Origin of the sequence: Rhodanobacter sp. MP1X3, from assembly GCF_014207165.1 — a bacterium.
Taxonomy (GTDB): domain Bacteria; phylum Pseudomonadota; class Gammaproteobacteria; order Xanthomonadales; family Rhodanobacteraceae; genus Rhodanobacter.
In genome coordinates this window covers 85176-103193 of sequence record NZ_JACHCO010000002.1, presented here as the reverse complement: position 1 = coordinate 103193, position 18018 = coordinate 85176, and the positions used below count along the sequence as shown (strand labels likewise).

16 protein-coding genes are annotated in these 18018 nt (G+C 58.2%); 6 read left to right on the top strand and 10 right to left on the bottom strand.

All coding sequences use genetic code 11. The annotated features are described in order from the left end of the window. Positions 1 to 14: 14 nt before the first annotated feature. The 4 genes from HDE79_RS06985 to HDE79_RS06970 form a co-directional block, all read right to left on the bottom strand. Positions 15 to 1349, bottom strand: a complete 1335-nt coding sequence (locus tag HDE79_RS06985) for a metallophosphoesterase (RefSeq protein WP_184601236.1) — start codon at positions 1347 to 1349, stop codon at positions 15 to 17. Between the two features lie 458 nt (positions 1350 to 1807). Continuing rightward, positions 1808 to 2098, bottom strand: coding sequence for a hypothetical protein (locus HDE79_RS06980; protein WP_184601235.1), 291 nt, complete (start codon positions 2096 to 2098; stop codon positions 1808 to 1810). A gap of 85 nt (positions 2099 to 2183) precedes the next feature. Then, positions 2184 to 3011 (bottom strand): restriction endonuclease, encoded by an 828-nt coding sequence (locus HDE79_RS06975; RefSeq protein WP_343205923.1) that lies wholly within the window; start codon positions 3009 to 3011, stop codon positions 2184 to 2186. 50 nt (positions 3012 to 3061) lie between these two features. Beyond that, the gene (locus HDE79_RS06970; protein WP_184601233.1) at positions 3062 to 3340 is read right to left on the bottom strand and encodes a helix-turn-helix transcriptional regulator; all 279 of its coding nucleotides are present in this window, start codon (positions 3338 to 3340) and stop codon (positions 3062 to 3064) included. A gap of 252 nt (positions 3341 to 3592) precedes the next feature. Here HDE79_RS06970 and HDE79_RS06965 point away from each other — a divergent pair, with 252 nt between their 5' ends. After that, on the top strand, positions 3593 to 3808 hold the full coding sequence (locus HDE79_RS06965) for a hypothetical protein (RefSeq protein ID WP_184601232.1): 216 nt from the start codon (positions 3593 to 3595) through the stop codon (positions 3806 to 3808). Between the two features lie 25 nt (positions 3809 to 3833). Here the strand turns inward: HDE79_RS06965 and HDE79_RS21925 are convergent, their stop codons facing one another. Both HDE79_RS21925 and HDE79_RS06960 read right to left on the bottom strand, forming a co-directional pair. After that, a complete protein-coding gene (locus HDE79_RS21925; RefSeq protein WP_255488317.1) occupies positions 3834 to 3956 on the bottom strand; it encodes a hypothetical protein in 123 nt (40 codons plus the stop codon). A 65-nt stretch (positions 3957 to 4021) separates the two neighbouring features. Further along, positions 4022 to 6136, bottom strand: a complete 2115-nt coding sequence (locus HDE79_RS06960; RefSeq protein ID WP_184601231.1) for an amidohydrolase family protein — start codon at positions 6134 to 6136, stop codon at positions 4022 to 4024. A 715-nt stretch (positions 6137 to 6851) separates the two neighbouring features. Between HDE79_RS06960 and HDE79_RS06955 the strand changes: the two genes are divergently transcribed. Genes HDE79_RS06955 through HDE79_RS06945 form a run of 3 tightly spaced genes read left to right on the top strand, consistent with a single transcriptional unit; the run spans position 6852 to position 11916 of the window. Then, on the top strand, positions 6852 to 8579 hold the full coding sequence (locus tag HDE79_RS06955) for a hypothetical protein (RefSeq protein ID WP_184601230.1): 1728 nt from the start codon (positions 6852 to 6854) through the stop codon (positions 8577 to 8579). Between the two features lie 21 nt (positions 8580 to 8600). Further along, entirely contained in the window at positions 8601 to 10556 is a 1956-nt protein-coding gene (locus HDE79_RS06950; RefSeq protein WP_184601229.1) for a LodA/GoxA family CTQ-dependent oxidase, read from the top strand. Between the two features lie 13 nt (positions 10557 to 10569). Then, positions 10570 to 11916 (top strand): tryptophan 7-halogenase, encoded by a 1347-nt coding sequence (locus HDE79_RS06945; RefSeq protein ID WP_184601228.1) that lies wholly within the window; start codon positions 10570 to 10572, stop codon positions 11914 to 11916. A 533-nt stretch (positions 11917 to 12449) separates the two neighbouring features. On the opposite strand, the gene HDE79_RS06940 is transcribed toward HDE79_RS06945, so the two are convergent. Next, a complete protein-coding gene (locus HDE79_RS06940; protein ID WP_184601613.1) occupies positions 12450 to 13565 on the bottom strand; it encodes an FAD-dependent monooxygenase in 1116 nt (371 codons plus the stop codon). Between the two features lie 134 nt (positions 13566 to 13699). Here HDE79_RS06940 and HDE79_RS06935 point away from each other — a divergent pair, with 134 nt between their 5' ends. Together HDE79_RS06935 and HDE79_RS06930 are read left to right on the top strand one after the other, a co-directional pair. Further along, a complete protein-coding gene (locus HDE79_RS06935) occupies positions 13700 to 14344 on the top strand; it encodes a TetR/AcrR family transcriptional regulator (RefSeq protein ID WP_184601227.1) in 645 nt (214 codons plus the stop codon). Positions 14345 to 14708: 364 nt separating this feature from the next. Then, entirely contained in the window at positions 14709 to 14933 is a 225-nt protein-coding gene (locus HDE79_RS06930; protein ID WP_184601226.1) for a hypothetical protein, read from the top strand. 85 nt (positions 14934 to 15018) lie between these two features. Here HDE79_RS06930 and HDE79_RS06925 read toward each other — a convergent pair whose 3' ends face one another. The 3 genes from HDE79_RS06925 to HDE79_RS06915 are packed head-to-tail and all read right to left on the bottom strand — an operon-like array spanning position 15019 to position 17956. After that, positions 15019 to 15507, bottom strand: coding sequence for a hypothetical protein (locus HDE79_RS06925; protein ID WP_184601225.1), 489 nt, complete (start codon positions 15505 to 15507; stop codon positions 15019 to 15021). Then, positions 15488 to 15913 carry a hypothetical protein gene (locus HDE79_RS06920; RefSeq protein ID WP_184601224.1) on the bottom strand — a complete coding sequence of 142 codons (426 nt, stop codon included), beginning with the start codon at positions 15911 to 15913 and terminating at the stop codon, positions 15488 to 15490. Before HDE79_RS06920 ends, HDE79_RS06925 begins: the two co-directional genes overlap by 20 nt. Positions 15914 to 15964: 51 nt before the next feature. Continuing rightward, positions 15965 to 17956: a CocE/NonD family hydrolase gene (locus tag HDE79_RS06915; protein WP_221440072.1), complete on the bottom strand. Its 1992-nt coding sequence runs from the start codon at positions 17954 to 17956 to the stop codon at positions 15965 to 15967. Positions 17957 to 18018 lie beyond the last annotated feature (62 nt).

Here is an 18018-nt window from a genome sequence, read left to right as displayed (position 1 = left end):
ATCACTTCGGGTGTCTATTCTTCCGATTCGATCCTGTTTATCTCTTGCGCCACGTCGTCGAGCTGTCCGCGTTGAGCAGCTAGCGCTAGCGCACGTGTGTAGCGTTCCGGCGCAGGTATATCGAGATCCGCATCGGTGATTAAATTCAGTTTGGTGGCGATGTCTCGCTTCTGGCTTTTGGAAAGCTCCCAAAATCTGAAAACGAGATCCTTTGTACTCAGGTTGCTCATAGCCACCTCTGCGTCCTGAACGGCCTGCGTCGTATCAGCTACGAGGCCGACGAGGGGGGGCGAGATATTTGGAGAACTGGGCTCTGCGGCCGTGGTGGGAACCCGCCGAAAGACTAACGGACCCACATCCTTAAACGATAGTTGGTGCGTCCAAGTACTCTCTTTCTCATTCGTTAGAAGCGGTACAAACGTCTCAGGGGTCGTCTGCAAGTGGCGCACTTGGGCACGTAGCTGCAACTTTCGATCTGCACCGCTTCCCGTAATCTCGACATCAATAAGGTTGTAACCCGGCTTCCAATCAAGCTCGTTTCGATCTGGATACACGGCGCCGGCCGAGAATCGGATGTACTCAGGCAGACGAGCACATCGCTGCCTATGCTTGTGGCCAAACACCTGGATCATTGCCCTGTTATTAACGTCATCTTCAACGTTGTCCGCATCCAAGAACCACGCCGGTGGATGATGACACAGCACCATACTGACCGTATTGGGCTCAGGTATCAGTGCAGTTTGAAGGCGACTGAGGTAGAGCCGGCCTGGCGCATTGTCCCGCTGGCCAAGCCCAGAGATTAGCGTGGACGTCAAGCCGTACAAGCGAAGCTTTACGTCTCCGCCCAGTTCCAGATCGTATTTCCAGTAAGGATTTTTTGGATACACATTGCAGCCAAACTTGGCAGCGAACTCGTTGTAGGCACCAAGGGACTCAAAGAGCGCGTTGCTGGCACCAAGGTCTCGCAGTTGGGTGCGGAACGTTTGCTCCCTGACGCCCGAATCTGCTCTTGCAATTGCAGACTGCGCGTTAACTAAATTCTGCGACTCCTCGCAGACACGGCGATCGACGTCATGGTTACCGGGTACGACGTAAATGCGCTCGGGCGGGCAGTTGCATTCTATGGCTAGTGCGCGTAACCAATTTTCGGCGGCAACATATTCTTCGGGGTGTCCCTGATAGGCGATGTCTCCGCCCACCAGGATGGCATCGACGCCGGTGGAGTCTGCGAGACACAAGCCAATAACATCCTGTGTCAGGCGTGCGCGAAAGGGAGCGCTTTCATCCGTCGCCGACGACAGACAGTCCGGCTCGCGGAAATGGATATCCGATAGATGCAGTAGACGCATATGAGATTCCGATTCTCTATTTTCACGACAAATGTTCCACTGGCCAGAAACCCGCAGACGATTTGCTCTTTATTACTGACCTCAACTGGCGATGAGCAAAATTTTCCCGCCAGTACGATGACGCCGATCAATCCCTTATGGAGAAGGTCATGTCCATGACAGGCCATGATGCAACTACCTGCACCTTGGCCAGGCCGCAGTAGGCTTGATCTTTTCTCACCTGTTATTTGGCCCCCCGCTCCCCAGACTAGAGTCAGGGTACACTTTATGTTCGATCATGTGGAGTTGAGAGTTGACGCGTGCCAGCTAGGTGGGAAAAACAGCGTCAGGTTCACTTACAGTCGTTTGAATTGTTGTGAGTAAAGCGGAAACGGGGCTAGGTTCACTTATCGCAGATTCGTAAGTGAACATGGCCCCGCTTTTTGGTTTGTTTGGTCTGATCGATCAGCCGTGGCGCTCTATTCGTCGCGGCGCCCGCTCCAGGTATCGTTATATTGTGAGGAGTGCATCTCCATAACTACTTCTGGTGTATCCGGTGGCAGCGTACCGGCAGCCACCATGGCGTCTCTCACTTTCTTTAAGTCTTCCTTGGCGATGTTAATTGGGACATTGTAATTGTCCAGATGAGATGTTCCTTCTTTCGCAGTTGCGTCGCTTCGTATTTGCTTCTGCTTCGCCACATTGGCTAGCGCATGATCGTAGTCGGCTTGCGTGTAGTCCGGCGTGCGGGAGGGCTTTTCGTCGTTCATTCCGTTGTTCCTATCGTGACGCAAAAAGGTATCGGGAAAAAAGGTGTCCGAAAAATCCGGGCCACCTCAGAGTTATTTATTTGGATCAAACCGTTCTGGTGCCGCGGCAAGCTGGATATTTCGCACAACCCAAAAAATGATCTTTAGTTTGACGGTTCGACCGCTGAACCATATCTGCGCCGCATTTTGGGCATGCTGGATTGGATATGGACTTCGGTTCTGGTGTGCTCGTAACGATGGGCGTTGTCGCCGTTGCTTTGGCCGGCGTCGACGTCTGAACTCCGCGTACCATCGCAAGCAAAGCCTCACCATGAATCAGCTCAATCGGTTTGCCTTGTGCAAAGCGCTGCGCGTCCGCGGTGTAGTCACCCACCGCGACGATCTTTACTGCAGCGGCGCCATGATGCGCCAGCAGACCAAACATCTCCCGCACGACCTTGACGTCGACACGCTGTGTCTTCCATTGCTTGCACTGCACGAGCGTGGTTTTGCCATCCTTGCGCAGAATCAGATCGATGCCGCCATCGGCGCCGCCCAAGCCGGTTTCTTGTATCGCATAGCCTTGGCGACGAAAAGCTTCGCCTGCCAGCATTTCGAACTCACGCCAGCTCATCGCGCGCAGGCTTTCGAGTCCGGTCTGCCTTTCCAGAAGATGCTTTCGCCGGCGGCCACCCGTGAAAGAAGCGAGCGCACCTATCCAACACAGAATTAATGTGATCCATGCAAACAGTGCATAGGCCCCAGCAGAAAGTTGTCTGCCCATGGCCTGCCAGACGGGATTGTTCACCGTCGACATGTACCAGCCTATACCGTAGCGAATCGCCACATAGGCAACGATGCCCAGCACGAAACCGACGGGCCATGGCATCGAAGCCAGTAGCTCGATGCCGCCTTCCTTGCGCTTTGCCATCACTCCCCCTGAGTCATGTGCGTCGTGCAGACCTTACCGCGAATTTTCAGTGTCTAGAGACTTCGATTGTTGCCGCGAACTCGCTTTGGTTTGGACACGGCCTCGTTTCCTTCTGCCAGTTCGCGGGCGAGTGCGAATACTTCGTCCAGCGCCGCACCAAGCTCCGCAGCGATTCGCTGCATGGATTTCAGCGAAGGATTGCGGCGGCCGCGTTCGATGCCGCTGACATAGGTGCGATCGAGCCCCGCGCGTAGCGCGAGTTCTTCCTGGCTGAGCTCGCAACGCTCACGCAGCAATCGGAAAGCGGGGCCAACGTATGAGGTGATGTCCACCGCTAAACAATCGCTTTTGGTGGACTATTGATCTACGGACTATAAGTCACGTTATACTGAATCCGTGCACGCTTGCGGGTGGTCGCCTAGGCGCGATCCGTTGGTGAATGGCCCTGTGTCGACCATTGAGCAGGCGGGAAACCTTAGGGCGGAGGCGGCTAGATTTGGACAGTTATCTCCGTTCCCTATGGCGCGTGGATCAATTTATCGAGCGGACGGCCGTGTCCGCGATATCACCGGAGGAGGGATGTCATGACGGAAGAACGCCTTGTTTTCGGAGTCACCGTCGACCAGCTCGACGAGCTCAACACGCTGCTTCGGACGATCACGGCCCATGGCGACGTGATCACGGTCGGTTGCGAAGAGCCCCTGCATCCGCAGACCGTGTCGACCCTGGGTGAGGTCGTCTTCAACGCGGCGCTTGCCGTACGGGAGGTCTTCGATCGGATCGAAGCACAGAAACTCTGAGCGGAAACGAGTAGAGACAACCGGGTCAGGTTTCGACCATGCTCAGTGCGAACTCACGCTCGCGGAAGTCGCTGGCGTCGACGACTCGGCCGCTGCGCGTTGGAACGCTGGTATGGACCGCTGACGCTTTTCCATTGAACACCTCCATGCAAGGAATGTCCTTAAGCTTTGTGGTCTCCGAGAAATCAGGGGTAGTCCAATCTGACCTCGTTCTTAGTTCGGCCAAACCGGCGGTTGATTGGCGGTCGGGTTGGGGATGTAGCGGCCGTAGCTCACCGTGGCCAAGGTGCGGATGTTCTGCAGCAGGTTGGGATTGGCGATGACCGAGGGATCGAGCGGATTGCTCGACAGGATCACCATGTCGGCGACGTTGCTGGTCGCGAGGCTGCCACGATCGGTCATGCCGTATTGCCAGGCGGCATTGGTGGTGAACGCCTTGATGCCATCCAGGATGCTGATGCGCTCGTCGCCCGGGTAAGCCGAGTTGTTGGCGAAGATCAGAGGACACGTCTGCGTGTTGCGGTTCGGGTACCACGAGGGCTGCTGGGTCTGCCGCGTTACACCCACCCAGATCTCGAACAGCGGGTAAGGTGGCGTCACCGGCGTATCGCTATGCAAGGTGAGATGCAGGCCGCGGTCGCGCACCGCGCGGGCAGGGTAGATGTTCATCGTGCGCTGCGGGCCGAGCACCTGCTGGCATTCCGGCAGGCCGTAGTAATACACATTGGTCGACATGATGCTGACCACCACGCCCGGGTTCAGCGTCTTCAACTGATCGAGCTGTGCCGTGGTGATCATCGGCGCATGCAGCATCACGTCGTGCGTGCCCGGCGGCGGCACCGAATGGTCCTTGGTGGCCGAGGCCATCACCGCGCGCACCGCATTGCCGATCGCGGCATCACCGATCTGGTGGATCAGCATCGGGAAGCCGGCGGCATGCGCGGCGTACAGGCGCTGCTGAATCTGCTGCTCGCTCAGGTCGGGCAGGCCGACATACGGCTGCTGGAAGATGCCGCCGTTGGTGAACGGCGTGAACACCTGCATGTAAGGCGAGTTGAGAAAGGCGGTATAGCCTTGCGGCGATCCGTCGGTGAAGCTTTTCAGCATCGCCACGGTGAGCAGTGGGTTGCTGCCCACCAGGGTTCTGCCCGCCACACCGGTGGCGACGATGGACGAAAAATCGGGACTGCTGTCGTCATAGGCCACCATGGCCGCTGACAGCGGGAAGGGACACTTCGTCGGCAGGCAGTTCTGCAGGACTTTGTTGTAGAGCCCGATATCGTCGATCGTCGCGGCACCTTCCTGGGCCAGCGTATAGCCATGTTGCGCATAGATCGTGGCGGCCTTCTGCAACAAGGTTTCGGCCAGGGTGGGATAGCGGTTGAGCACCAATCCCTGCATCTTGCCGGTGGCGTACAGCGACAGATCCTCATCGAGCTGCCCCTTCTCGGCAAGCTGGGACTCGACAGTGGGATTGGTGGTGGGCGCATGGCACCCACCGGATGCCACAGAGGTGTTGCAGATATTGAGCATCTGCAACGCCCTGGTGTTGACGTAGGAAATATGCCCCGACTCGCTGGTGACGTAGATCGGGATGTCCTGTGCGATGGCATCGAGCTGCGGCCGTGCCAGACCGTTTTCGAAGGTCTCGCAATCGAGGCCGAGGCCATCCGGCTTGCTGCAGCCGGCGCCATGGCCCAGGCGTGATGCGTCATAGTTGAATGCTAGCACCGGCAGCGGATCGATCTGCGAACCCGATTGCCGAATCTTCGCCACGGCCGCCTTGATCCGCGCCGTCACATCCTGCTGCGTCTGCACCGGCACGAAGCAGTGCTGGTAATCCTTCGCGTCGAGGCATCCGGGCGTGCCCGGCAAAGGCTTGAAGAGCACGTTGATGTTGGAGACATCGGTCCAGTGCTCTGGATCGTTGTACATCGCATAACCAGCCATATGCGAATGCGGGTCGATAAAGCCCGGCAACACCGTCGCGCCGCGGAGGTCCACCTGCTGCGTATTCTTGTCGGCCAGCCCTAGCACCTGCGCGTTGGTGCCCACCTTCATGATCCGGCCGGCGGGCCCGACCGCGACACCCTGAGCGGAAGCGTTGTTGTCGTCCATGGTCACGACGTTGGCGTTGTAGATGACCAGGGCCGCCACGCCGGGGCTGGCCATCGCCGAAGGACTATCCGTCGTTGGCGACACACCTGTCTTGACGGCTCGCTTCGAGGCGGAGCCATCGGTACTGCAACTGGTGATGGCCATGCTTGCAAGGATGACAAGCGCGAGTAGGGCGGCCGCAATCGACCGGTAGAATCCCTCTACTTTCATGGTTATCCCCTGACGACGAAATGGCGTGTTAGGGGATGTAACTCCGACCCGCCCATGCGGAATGCACCAATCCGGCAACAAGTGCGCTTGCGATGCCGTCGACATAGTCGACAGAAGCGGATGGCATCTCGATGCTTGACTATGATGCTTCTTCGATCCCGCTCAACGTTGGCATCTCGACGATCTCCCTTAGGGATGCTCTGATCTATTGAATTTTAAAACGGCCATCCAGACGGCCGCTCGGTGGGTGATGGGTTTTGTCCATCGACACGATGGATTGCCCGGGAAAACCAGGGTGAGAGTGGGTTATTTGAAAAAGGGATAATTTCCGACACTCTTGCTCACGCCACCGGGACAATCAAAATGTCCCTGAAGACTCCATTCTTCTAGTAGCCAGCAGTAGCCAGATCCCCCGCATTGACCGGGTGCCCTACCTGTAGATCTTTACAGGTGAGTTTGCTTGGGCTGCGTGGTTGAATGGCCAAGGGGCAAGGCAGGGGAAAAAATTACGTAATTCGCTCACTTCGCCGGTCGAGTGCCGACAAGGACTCTGATCGGACCCTAGGGGGCACCGCAGGCGGCAATCGGGGACAAACAAGTCGGCAGACCGATCGTGACATGCCGGATCGAATTCAACCCGGGCGCCAGAAGAGCACCAGGCATCGACATCCGAGGCAGTTCGCAAACCAATACCTGATTGGTGTAGGGGAAAGCCATGAAAAAAATGCTCGTGAGCTTTACGTTGCCCGTTTGTCTGCTGCTGGCTTGTTGCTCTAGTGGCAAGGCCGAAAAAAAGCAGGATATCGCGGCGACGGAAAAACAGGCTTCGGCCCGAGATGCGGATCCAGGCGTTGTGGTCATGTCGACCAGGCCTAGCGACATTCCGGTCGGCGCGGCCAATGCGACCCTGACGCAGGCCGCGCAGTTCGCTTGGAACCAGTTCATCGCGCTGAATTGGCCGGCCGTGCCACAGGACGGCACTAATCGGGAGAAGCCGTCCGTCTTGCCATTCGGGACGACCGGACAGCCCCTGATCTGGCAAACCTACCGCTCCAGGGTCGAGTTGTTCCCCTGGCAGGATTCCCTTCCGCCCGGCGCGACGCAGGATCCAGGCACCGGCAAAGTCACCTTCCACTACAACGCAACGCCGCAGTACTACTATAAAAAGAAAATCCAGTCCTGCAATCAGAGCCCGGACCCCGGCGTCCCGCCCTGGATCAATCTCGACGAGATTTCGCAGATCGGTCTGAACTTCATGTTCGACGGCGATGCCTCCGACGACTACCCGCCGACCGGCAATTCGGTGCCGAAGCTGATCCGCTTCCTGGCCAAGGGCAACAGCATGTATTCGGAGTACATCAACGAGCACAGCTACTTCAACCACGGCGGCACGTATTTCCAGGATGTCACCAATTTCAAGAACGCTGTCGCAAACGACAAACCGCCGGCGGACGGGAGCGGCTTCATCGAGTTCCCGAGCGATACCGTCATGGTGAAATCCGCCTGGCGGTTGTTGACGAAGGCCGAACTCGCCAGCGGCAGGTTTTACAGTGCGCCGGTGCGCTTTTATGAGAAGAAAGCCGGCAAGATTTGCTACAACGACGAAGCCGGCTGGGGGATGGTGGCGCTGCATATCGTGCAGAGGTCGCCGAGCACGCCCCACTACTTCACGTTCGCAACGTTCGAGCAGGCCGACAACATCACGAATGTTTTTGGCAATCCGATCGAGAGCACTGTCGGTGGAGCGACGCCGAACGGCAGTCCGACGACGCCGGAAATTTCCCATACGGATTACCCGAACCCGGTCACGACTACCGCAAAAGGAGCCTTTTGCAATCCGAGTGGCAACGGCCACCTCTTCTACAAGAACAGTGCGCCCGGCTTGCCGCAAGCAACGGACGGTCATGGCGGCATCTGCGTGAACAACCGCAGGTACCCGATCCCCCAGCAGATCGTCGATGTCAACAAGGAGGCTCAGCAGAAGATTCAGGTATACGACCAGGCCAACAATGTGACGAACTCACCCTGGCCTTATTACAAGCTCATCAACGTGCAGTTCCAGCCGTTCAGCGCCGCCGATATCAACGACAGCAACCCCAATCGGCTGGCCTCGACCTATCGGCAGGCCAACATCGTCGTCGAGACCAACTACACCCTCCAGAATTTCTCCGGCCGGCTGACCAATGACGACCTGTCTTCTGACGGGCAGACGACCGACTTCACCGCCACCGGCACCCCGTTCACGAACGTGTTGATCGCAAACAGCGCCAAGATGCAATTCGCCCACTACAACATGGGCGGTTGCATGGGTTGCCACGGCAATGCCCAGGTCGGCGGCACCGACTTCAGCTTCATGTTGTTCGAAGGCCCGGAAATCGAGCCCGAAACGCCGGACTTCTCTCAAGCGGCGCTGGCCGCTCGGAGGAAGGAATACAAGTTCTGATGAGAACCAGGGAGAAACATCATGACGGCGTACTACAAGATCCATCCGGCGATCGGCATCGCCCGTGTCGGGGACAGCCCGGAATATTATCTTGCGCCGGAAACCGCCGGCGGTCTGCCCACGATCTACTCCAGCGCATCGACCAACATAGATGCGTTCCGCGACAAAGATAGCAAGCTGCTGAAGCAAGCCGTCCGCTTCAAGGTATTTCGCTACGACGAGCTGCATCCGCATGGTGTGGAAGTCACCCGAGGTCAGAATGGCGTCGTTGCGATCAGCTGGTCCATTTCTGTGGCGAACAAGAAAGCGAGCTGGTTCCAGTTCGATCAGCAAACGGGGTCCGCGCAAGGCCCGTACCCTTCGGACTCTACCCCTGTGTCGACGGCGCCCTATGCGTTCGTCAACGACAAGGGCTATGACGCCAACAACAAAGCCAATCCTTACATACCGGGCAAGCCGACGGGTAAGCCGACAAACCCTGAGGCGCCGTCGAATCCACTGCGCTACAACCTTTCTTTAAACACGAGCGACGATCCTGCAACGATCAACGACGCCAATCGTCGCCAGCTAATCCTCGCCGCCTACGGAGAAGTTTCTTCGGTAGAGGAGCGCAGCGATTTGACTCTTTCGCCTTCTGACTACCCCTTTCTATCAACCTTGAAGCCGAATCCGATCTCTCATCTGGGCGCTATCGTTTTGGATGACGATCTAGGTCTCATTTTCTTGCCGGGCGACGGCAACTCAGGGACGACCTCCGCTGACGGCGTTCGCATCACGCACTACGCCAACAACGAGGGCTGGTTCGACGACACCTGCGATGGCATCGTGTCCGCAGAAGTTCATTTCGCGACCGGCGGGCAGAGCCCGGCCGGCACTGCTTGGGTCATTGCGGCGCCACCGGCGTACGCGCCACAGGTGCTGAACCAGGTCACGATGTACGACAACATGTACGACGTCTTCGTACGCAAGATGTTCGTGAATCCGGCACTACACGCCGGCAACGGGTTCGATCCCACCTACAAGCCCAGTTATCCCGACGAGATTCTGCCCATCCTGAGTCGCCCGGACATCTATCAGTACGTCTGCAACATTCCAGGGAGAGGCACGCAGCAGCATCGTGTGACTCAGTCCGCCGATCCGGACACCTTCCAGGATCAGATCTTCGACTACATCCGCCAGCGCGGTCTCAGTGATCCGGGCGATAAGCCCAACAACGTCGGCGAGAACCAGTCCGGATTGATGCCGTACTTGGCCGGCGACAATCCGATCTCCAATATCACCATCTCGAAGTACCTCGGGCTTACCGAAACCCAATACTTCTTTCTATCCCAGTACAGCAACGGCATCTATACCAAAGAGCCGTTACCCAAGCTCGGCCCGGGGCCCGCGCTCGACAAGGCGGCTTTGTCCAATTGCGTCGGCGGCGCTTTTTCGCCAGGCATCGAAATCACCTGGATCACCCGCAGCCCGACGATCTACCAGCCGTTGCCGAGTCCCTTCGGGCCTTCGGACTTCTTCCGAATTAATGGCGAGAGTGCTTTGGTCCCGTCGCTCACCAAAGGAAGTTCTGGAGATTACAGCAACGAAACGCTCGAGCCGGGCGACCTGACCAAATACATGGCTCAACCCTGGCAGGCGGATTTCAACGAGTGTTCGCTGCAGGACATCAGCAACGTTGGCGTGAACAAGTATGGCGAACCGCCCAACCAGACGGCCGGCGAAAACGTCGCCAACTATTGGTGGTGGCCCGCGCAAAGACCTTACGCCGTGTTTCCAAAGGACACACCCACACAGCAGGTGATGTGGACGCGCGACTTCGTCGACGACGGCAACGACGGCATCCTGCGATCGGACATCCAGATGGTGACCTGCTGGAAGTACCTGGGCTTCATCGTCGAGAGCAATCAGCCGGCGCCAGCGCCGCGCTACTGGGAAGTCTCGCGCCTGGACAAACCGATCAAGGACTACAAGCCCTGAAGCGCCCGGCGTCATGTTGACCGAGTGCGATGTCGGAATCGTGGGGGGCGGCGTTGCCGGGTGCGGGACGGCCATCGCCCTGCGCAATCGCCGCCCTCTGAGCATCGCGCTGATCCACAAGGCCGAAGCCCGGTTGTTTCCAGTCGGCGAAACATTGCAGCCTCAGGCCCGGGAGCTGGCGGAGAAACTCGGCATCCTGGAGGAGTTGCGGCGCACGCCGCACCTGCCATCCAATGGCGTCTGTTCGGCCTGGGGAGACTCGACGCTCGCCTATAACGACTACCTGTTCAAGGCCTCGGGTAAGGGATGGCTGCTGGATCGCGCGGCTTTCGATCTGTCCCTGCTCGACAAGGCCCGCAGGGGCGGTGTCCATATCGTCGAATCGTCGTATTCCCGCCTCGACAGCGGCGCCGACGGACGCTGGTTGCTGTCGACGCGGAACGGCGCGGTGATTCGCTGCCGCTTCGTCGTCGATGCGACCGGCAGGCGCTCAGCCGTTGCGGCCGGCCTCGGCGTGCCGCGTATACGATTCGACGAATTGCATGCCGTCTACGCCCTGTGGGAGGGCCGGCCCGAGGTCTTCCCCCACCACACGCTGGTGGAGAGCGTGGAGAGTGGCTGGTGCTATGCGGCCGCGCTTCCTGCGGAACGTTTCGTCACGGCGTATTTCACCGACAAGGCGCAGATCAAGGCAAACCGGTTGACGCAGCCGGACCGGCTGCTGCCGCTGCTGTCACGCGCGCCCCACATCGGGCGCTTGTTGAGCGCATCCTCGAAGCTGGTCGGCACCCGGGTCGTCGTCGCCGATTCGAGCATGCTGGACTTCGCCGGCTCCGAAAAGGGATGGCTTGCCGTGGGAGACGCCGCTTCGGCGTACGACCCGCTGTCCTCGTTGGGCATCGCGAAGGCGCTTGGCGGCAGCCTGGCCGCGGCGGGGGCGATCGATTCTTGGTTGGGAGGTGAATCGGGCGAAATAGACGCTTACTGCCGGAATATCGAGTCGGGCTTCGATCAGTATCTGGCCCAGCGCCATCACTATTACGGGCTCGAATCGCGCTGGAAAAAGGACCCATTCTGGAAACAGCGCCAGGACTGGATCGGTATCCACCCCGATTGGGTTCTTCAAAGATCGGGGCTTCGAAAAAAAATTCCGAACCGGATCGTCAGCTCCGAAGTGCTCGAGCAGATTCTCGCAGCCTTCGGCGACGAGGCAAGGCGCGCCCACGAAGCCGTTCGCCTGGTCCGCGGTGCTCTTCAGAGGCGCTTCTCCGATTACCGCTTGATCCAGGCCATGCGATATCTGGTCGAATCGGGACACCTTGCGGTTCAGGCCTCGGACGGCGGCGTCTTCGGTTTGTAGCAGTGTGCGCGAAACTTCGGCAAGGTTTGAAACACTGCCAACTGCAACAGGTCTATCCGGCGTGAGCCACGTTCGACGTCGCTGACATTAGGACTGTGGACTCTATATCTGCTTTTCAGATATCTGAAATAAAAAGATAAATGCAACAGGCGCGGACGGCCGTGTTCGCGATATCGCCGGAGCAACTAAGGGGGCAGGTTCACTTCCCAGAACTCTGTATAGCGCAGCGCTGACGCGACTATGCGCTTGCCATCGCTTTCAACCAATCCGGTCACTGGCGAAATGGCACGCCAACCATGACTTGATCTTCCAGGCATTCCGCAACACGTTGTTCAACGCGGCAACAATCGTCTGCCGTGTTTTCTCGACGACGAGGATAGAAGCCGATATCTGACGTTGCACGGCTGATGCAGAAACTTGGCGACAGTATGTCGGACAGTTCAATACACGCCATCGACGCACAGGCACTTTGTGGGAAGGTCGTTATAGAGTCGGTCTGGCCAGTGTTGTCAGGAGCGTAGGGAGGCGCCTCGCTAAACCATCGGCCCCGTGCCCGCATTTCTCGCTCGAATCGCTTCGGCGGTGCGCGGAATAAAGAAATCGAGCCCGACCTCGATCACCTCGGCCTGGATCTGCTCGACGAACGGTCGAAACGATCGGTTGTATTGCTCGAACGCTTGCTCGAAATCGCCAGAGCACGCTACGAACGCGTCGGCCAGCGCCGCCGCGCCGTCGATGGCCAGTGACCCGCCGCGACCGGCGGCCGGGGAGGGACAATAAGCGGCATCACCGACCAGGGCGATCCTGCCCTTCGTCCACGAGGGCATGGTCGTGTGGCACAGCTTGTCGAAATAAAAGCTGTCGGAGCGACGCACCTGGGCGAGCAATTCAGGCGTACGCCAGCCCACGTCGGCAAATCGCTCCGTAATGATTCGACGCTGCTCATCCTCATTGCGATAGTCATAAGGAATTTCATCCTCTGACTGAAAACACAGACAGATGTCAGTTTTCTGGTTGTAGGCATTGAGCATGACCGCTATGCCAGGCTCGTTATACATTTGCGTCGTGTTGTCGGGGATCAGCGACTGATCCACGATAGTGATCGAAAAATAGGCGCCCAAGTAACGCAGGAACTGCGCTTCGTCGCCGAAGCAAAGCCGTCGAACCGTGGAGTGGACGCCGTCGCAACCGACGACCAGGTCGAACGAACGCTGCTCGCCGCCCTTAAAGCTCACGGCAATCTGGTGCGTTTCGTCGTTCAATGACTGGATGGAGTCGCCGAACATAAACTCGACTTTGTCCTTGACCGCGTCGAAGAGCATCTCGAGCAGCACGTCGCGCTCGATCTCATATTCGTCGTGTGCGTCGTTCCCTGTAAGTTGCGGGCGAACGCTTGATCGCTCCGTGATATCGGCGGCGTTCTTGAACTCCATGACCTCCATCTTCAAGGCCTGCTCGCGGATCTGATCAAGAAGACCCATGCGCTTGACGATGTCGATGGTTCGGTCCTGGATATTGACGGGTGTGCCACCCTTCTTGGGCCCCGAAGCTATCTCGACCACGGTGACCCGGTAGCCGAATGTCGCCATCCAATAAGCCGTCGAAAGGCCAGCAAAGCTGGCGCCGCAAATCAGGACACTCCGATTCATTGATGAGGTTCCATAGGTTGGGTTAGGCGGGGCATCATCTGCGACGGCCAACCAACGCCGTAGAAGGCAATCGCGTATTATGTAAAATAAGTCTAAAATTATACTAAGTATAATTCTTAAGGGTATGAGTCCTGATGTCAACGCCTCCGGCCCGTCGAACGCGCAAGCGCCTTGCAACCCGAACCTCGATCTCGGACGTCGCCACGCGCCTGTTTTTCGAGCGAGGCTTCGACCGGGTCACGGTGGACGAAATTGCGGAAGCGGCCGATGTCAGCCGGATGACGGTGTTCAATCATTTCCCGCGAAAGGAAGACATGTTTTTTGACCTCGATGCGGAAGGTCGGGAAGAACTCATCCAGGCATTGCACACCAGGGATTCAAAGCTTTCGCCCATCGATGCGCTGCGTGCGTTTGCCCATCACGCGGTGGCGAAACGCAGGCCGTATGTCGAGTTTTGCGATCAGAGCCAGCTGTTTATCGAGACCATAGAGGCCAGTGAAACGCTGAAAGCCCGGGCTCGCACGATCCGCGACGAGCTCGTCCGAGAAGTGTCGGTGGCTATGGCGGAATCGGTTGGCCGCGCACCTGGCGACCCGGAAGCTCATCTCGTCGCCGGCATCCAGGTCGCCACGTGGGGTGTTGCCATGTTGGAGGCCCATAAGACTTATCAAAAAACCCGGCAAACCGCTGCAGCACACAAGGTTTTACTGGCGATCGTGGATAAAGGCGCCATCGGGCTGGCGACGATGATGGCGGGCACCCCTTACGCCAGTGATTGATCGTCCTCTGAAAAAAAGGTGTCAGGGACAATTTCTGACAGCGTTTGACCCGGCGGTAACGCGAAGCCTCCCGCCACCAAAGAGTTTCGTCGTAATCGTGTTTGAAGCGACTATGCCAAGTCGCTCCGATGACTCGCCCGCGCAGGCCTTCGGGCATCAGACGGCTCAACGCACAGGGAGGTAGCACAACGCTTCAGCAGCTCACAAAGAAGGCTCGCGAAAAAAAAGCGCGGAAACCCGGAAACCGGGACGGAGGAAGTTAAATCGAAACTGGGCCAGAGTGAGCTTTCTCATGAAAGGCGACTCTGACCTTTGTCGTGCCGATATATCAACCCGTCATACTTGCTTCAACCTAGGAGCAAATATGGAAACGATCCACGTAGTGCAGCCCTTCGACCGGGTGAAGAATGGCTTGAAACCGAGCCAAGTCCTGCAGTTCAAAACGGCTGATGAGGCGGCGCGCAGGGCAGGGCTGCTGGCCGACAAGCATGCCGGTGTCGTCGCCTACAGCATGGACGTAGACGAAGACAGCGGAGACTACGGCAGACCGCGAGTGTTGTTTGAGTCGGGGGACGTACCAGAGCTTTGATTGGCGCGCACCGGTAGCAGTAGCAGAGCAATAGGTGCAACCACTTTAAGGAGCATCGGAATGGGCTCTGATCTGCTTTGATGCATCACAGTCGGCTCAATCGCATAGTTGAAGGCATTGACGTCCTATCTAGCAGACGCGCGGCGCGGAGCATGGTGACCAGCCTGAAGAACCCGAAGATTCCCGCAGCTAGCATCGGCAGGAAGATCTCGCGACCCATTGGATCTTTCAGTGCACCCTCATAGGCAAAATAGGCACCCATTGCCCCGATCCCGAGACAGAGCGATGGCCAGACGGTCCCGATGATCTGGCTGGAGCCCTTGGTTCCCCAGTTCCTATATGCCAGCGCGACATACTGCGCACCCGGCACGAAGGTCCGCCTGGCAGCAATCGCAACATAGTCGCCTGGGCTGAAAAGAGCACCTCCTGAGCCTCCCGGCGAGTAGAACGCCACTGGTGGTTCCCCCAAGGTGAACGAGAGTCCGCCCTTATACCGGCCGGACTCCCCGATTTCACCAATTATCCCACTGAAAATCACCGTGCGCATTTCAAGCTCATAGGAATCCGACAGCACGCCAATCTGCGATGCAACCACGCGTGGTGAGCATCTCGTCCGTACCTTTCTTGCCAACGACATGGTGCCATGTTCTCCAAATAACAAAAGAGCAAAAAAGTGTCAGTGACAATTTCTTACAGGCAGCGGGTTGCTGGGGCGAGGGCGAGATGCGGCTTACGCTGATCGTCGGGTTGCGGGCGGCGAGTGATGCTGTTGGGCATGGTCCGACTACCGCGTTTCGAATTTGCTGGTATTCCGTAGCACGTGGTGCAGCGACGTCCCCCCGAGCTCTATACCCGAACTTTTGCAAAATGCGATCGATCTCGTTAAACGCCCACGCGTCCTCTACCAACGCGATCGCATCGATCGTTGAATATGCCCGAGCAAAAAATTCGGCAGTTAAAAAGAGGCGGCGGGATTTCATTAGAATAATTGCCTCCGACTTCTTTTAGCGCCCCTTTGAGCATATACACGGTCAGTCAGAAGCTCCCGCCGGCTCGGCATCCGGCATCACCGTCAGACTGATCTTGGAGGGATACTGTGCATCGTGGTGCACGGCGTTGTGCGCGATCACGCCGTGATCTTCGTCGTAATTGTTGCCACCCGTATTGAGGTTGCGGTCGAAGCGCGGAAAGTTGCTGCTCGATACATCCACACGCATGCGGTGTCCGGGCTTGAAGTAATACGCGGTCTCGATCGGCTGGAACGTCACCTTGGTTACCTTGCCAGGCTGCATCCAAACCAAGGGTTTGTCGTAGCCATTGCGGTAGCGCATGCGCTGGATGTTTTCGGTGATGTTGAGCGCGCGCCCATCCGGGGACACGTCGATCAGCTTGAAGGTGAAGTCGGTGTCCTTGGCGCTGGAATCCACATATAACGTGACCGTGAGCGGGCCGCTCAATTCCACGCCCTTCGTCAGCGCGTCGGTTTGATAGACCAGGATGTCGTTACGCGCTTCCTGTTCGCGCTGATCGTACGAGCCGAATTTCACCTTGCCCTGGCAGCAGCCGCCGCCGCCCAGCGTCGGCACCGGGTTGGCCGGGTCGTACACAAAGCGGTCCGGCTGATTGCTGTCCGGAGCTGCCGCTTGGAGCTTGCCATCCCCGTACAACGTATTGGCGCTGCCGGCGCTGCCGAAGTACAACTCCTGCGTGGTGGTGCCGGCCGGCGGCCAGCTTTGTGCGTTCTTCCAGCGATTGGCGCCCATCACGTAGTACATCACCTTGGGCTGCTTATCGAGCATGGGGCTATCTTTGCCCTTGAGGTAGTGGTCGAACCAACCATAGACGAGGTCGTCGTAATTGAAACGCGCGTCGCCCATGTCCATGTCGCCGACCATGGTGTGCTCGGTGGCGCGGTTATAGGCGCAATGCAACACCGGTGCGATCACTGCGTATTGCTGGTCGGCCACGGCTTTGTCGGCGGTCTTGCGTACCTCGTTGTACGCGGCAAGGTTGGGCGACACCGACACGTCGAACCAGCTCATGAACCACAGGCCGGGCTTGTTGATCTTTTCGCCCTCGTGCCATAACCCGCCCTTGTTCCAGGCTGGATCATTCGGTGCGCGCACCACCATGTTGCCGCCGGTGGCCACCGGCATCCTGGTGTCGTAAATGCCCGGCGGCCCGCCCACGGCCTTGATGATGTCCTGCTCGGGCAGATGCCAGAACGCCTTATCCCAATCCACCGCAGGCATCTGCGGGGCCAGGTCGAAGAAGTGTGAGGCGTTGATCAACTCGGCCTGGCTGGTATTGGCGGGAAACAGCGGCCGCACCTGGTTCTGGATGCCGTAGTCGTAGATCCAGGAGATAAACAGCATCTGCATCGCGCCACCGCGATACCAGTTACCTTGCTCGTCATACGGACCCACCTTGCCCACTCCAGCGCCAAAGCCCTGCACGTTGAAGGTGACCAGTGAGGGATCATTCTGCGCCACCGCCGCCAGCTGCCACTCGGCGGTGGACGAACAACCGGTCGTGCCTACGTTGCCGTTGGACCAAGGTTGCGAGGACATCCACTTCAACTCGTCACGGGCATCGCTGAGCGGCATGCCGAGGATGTCGTAATTACCCTGCGAGAAGAAATGCCCGCGTTCCTGCATTTCCACCAGCGCGTAGCCGTGCTTGACTGCCGTGAGGGCCTGGGTCATGTCGCGCGGCGCCCCGAGCTTCACGTCCCAGAAATTGAAGTTGTACGGCGTACGGGAAAAGATGATCGGCACCTTGCCGCCGCTCCTGGGTCGGTAGATATCGGCGGCCATCAGCTTGCCGTCGCGCATCTTCACCATCACCTTGCGATCGATGATGGCGACCTTTTCGAGTTCGCTTTCCACGGCGTTGCGCTTGGCGATCAGCTCAGCCTGCGGATCGGGCTTCTGCTGCGCCATCGCCGGCATTGCACTCAAAACGGTAAACCCCAATGAAGCCATGGCCGCAGCCAGGGCGGAACCCTGTTTCGTCTTACGCATCGTGTTTTTCCCAAAGTCGTAGCACGAGTGTCGGGCAGCTTCGCGCTGCTGTGAAGTGGCGC

Excerpts from the sequence above, each read along its gene's own strand:
- HDE79_RS06985 (WP_184601236.1), bottom strand. The coding sequence starts at position 1,349 with ATGCGTCTACTGCATCTATCGGATATCCATTTCCGCGAGCCGGACTGT.
- HDE79_RS06980 (WP_184601235.1), bottom strand. The coding sequence starts at position 2,098 with ATGAACGACGAAAAGCCCTCCCGCACGCCGGACTACACGCAAGCCGAC.
- HDE79_RS06965 (WP_184601232.1), top strand. The coding sequence starts at position 3,593 with ATGACGGAAGAACGCCTTGTTTTCGGAGTCACCGTCGACCAGCTCGAC.
- HDE79_RS21925 (WP_255488317.1), bottom strand. The coding sequence starts at position 3,956 with ATGGAGGTGTTCAATGGAAAAGCGTCAGCGGTCCATACCAGCGTTCCA.
- HDE79_RS06960 (WP_184601231.1), bottom strand. The coding sequence starts at position 6,136 with ATGAAAGTAGAGGGATTCTACCGGTCGATTGCGGCCGCCCTACTCGCG.
- HDE79_RS06955 (WP_184601230.1), top strand. The coding sequence starts at position 6,852 with ATGAAAAAAATGCTCGTGAGCTTTACGTTGCCCGTTTGTCTGCTGCTG.
- HDE79_RS06950 (WP_184601229.1), top strand. The coding sequence starts at position 8,601 with ATGACGGCGTACTACAAGATCCATCCGGCGATCGGCATCGCCCGTGTC.
- HDE79_RS06945 (WP_184601228.1), top strand. The coding sequence starts at position 10,570 with ATGTTGACCGAGTGCGATGTCGGAATCGTGGGGGGCGGCGTTGCCGGG.
- HDE79_RS06940 (WP_184601613.1), bottom strand. The coding sequence starts at position 13,565 with ATGAATCGGAGTGTCCTGATTTGCGGCGCCAGCTTTGCTGGCCTTTCG.
- HDE79_RS06935 (WP_184601227.1), top strand. The coding sequence starts at position 13,700 with ATGTCAACGCCTCCGGCCCGTCGAACGCGCAAGCGCCTTGCAACCCGA.
- HDE79_RS06930 (WP_184601226.1), top strand. The coding sequence starts at position 14,709 with ATGGAAACGATCCACGTAGTGCAGCCCTTCGACCGGGTGAAGAATGGC.
- HDE79_RS06920 (WP_184601224.1), bottom strand. The coding sequence starts at position 15,913 with ATGAAATCCCGCCGCCTCTTTTTAACTGCCGAATTTTTTGCTCGGGCA.
- HDE79_RS06915 (WP_221440072.1), bottom strand. The coding sequence starts at position 17,956 with ATGCGTAAGACGAAACAGGGTTCCGCCCTGGCTGCGGCCATGGCTTCA.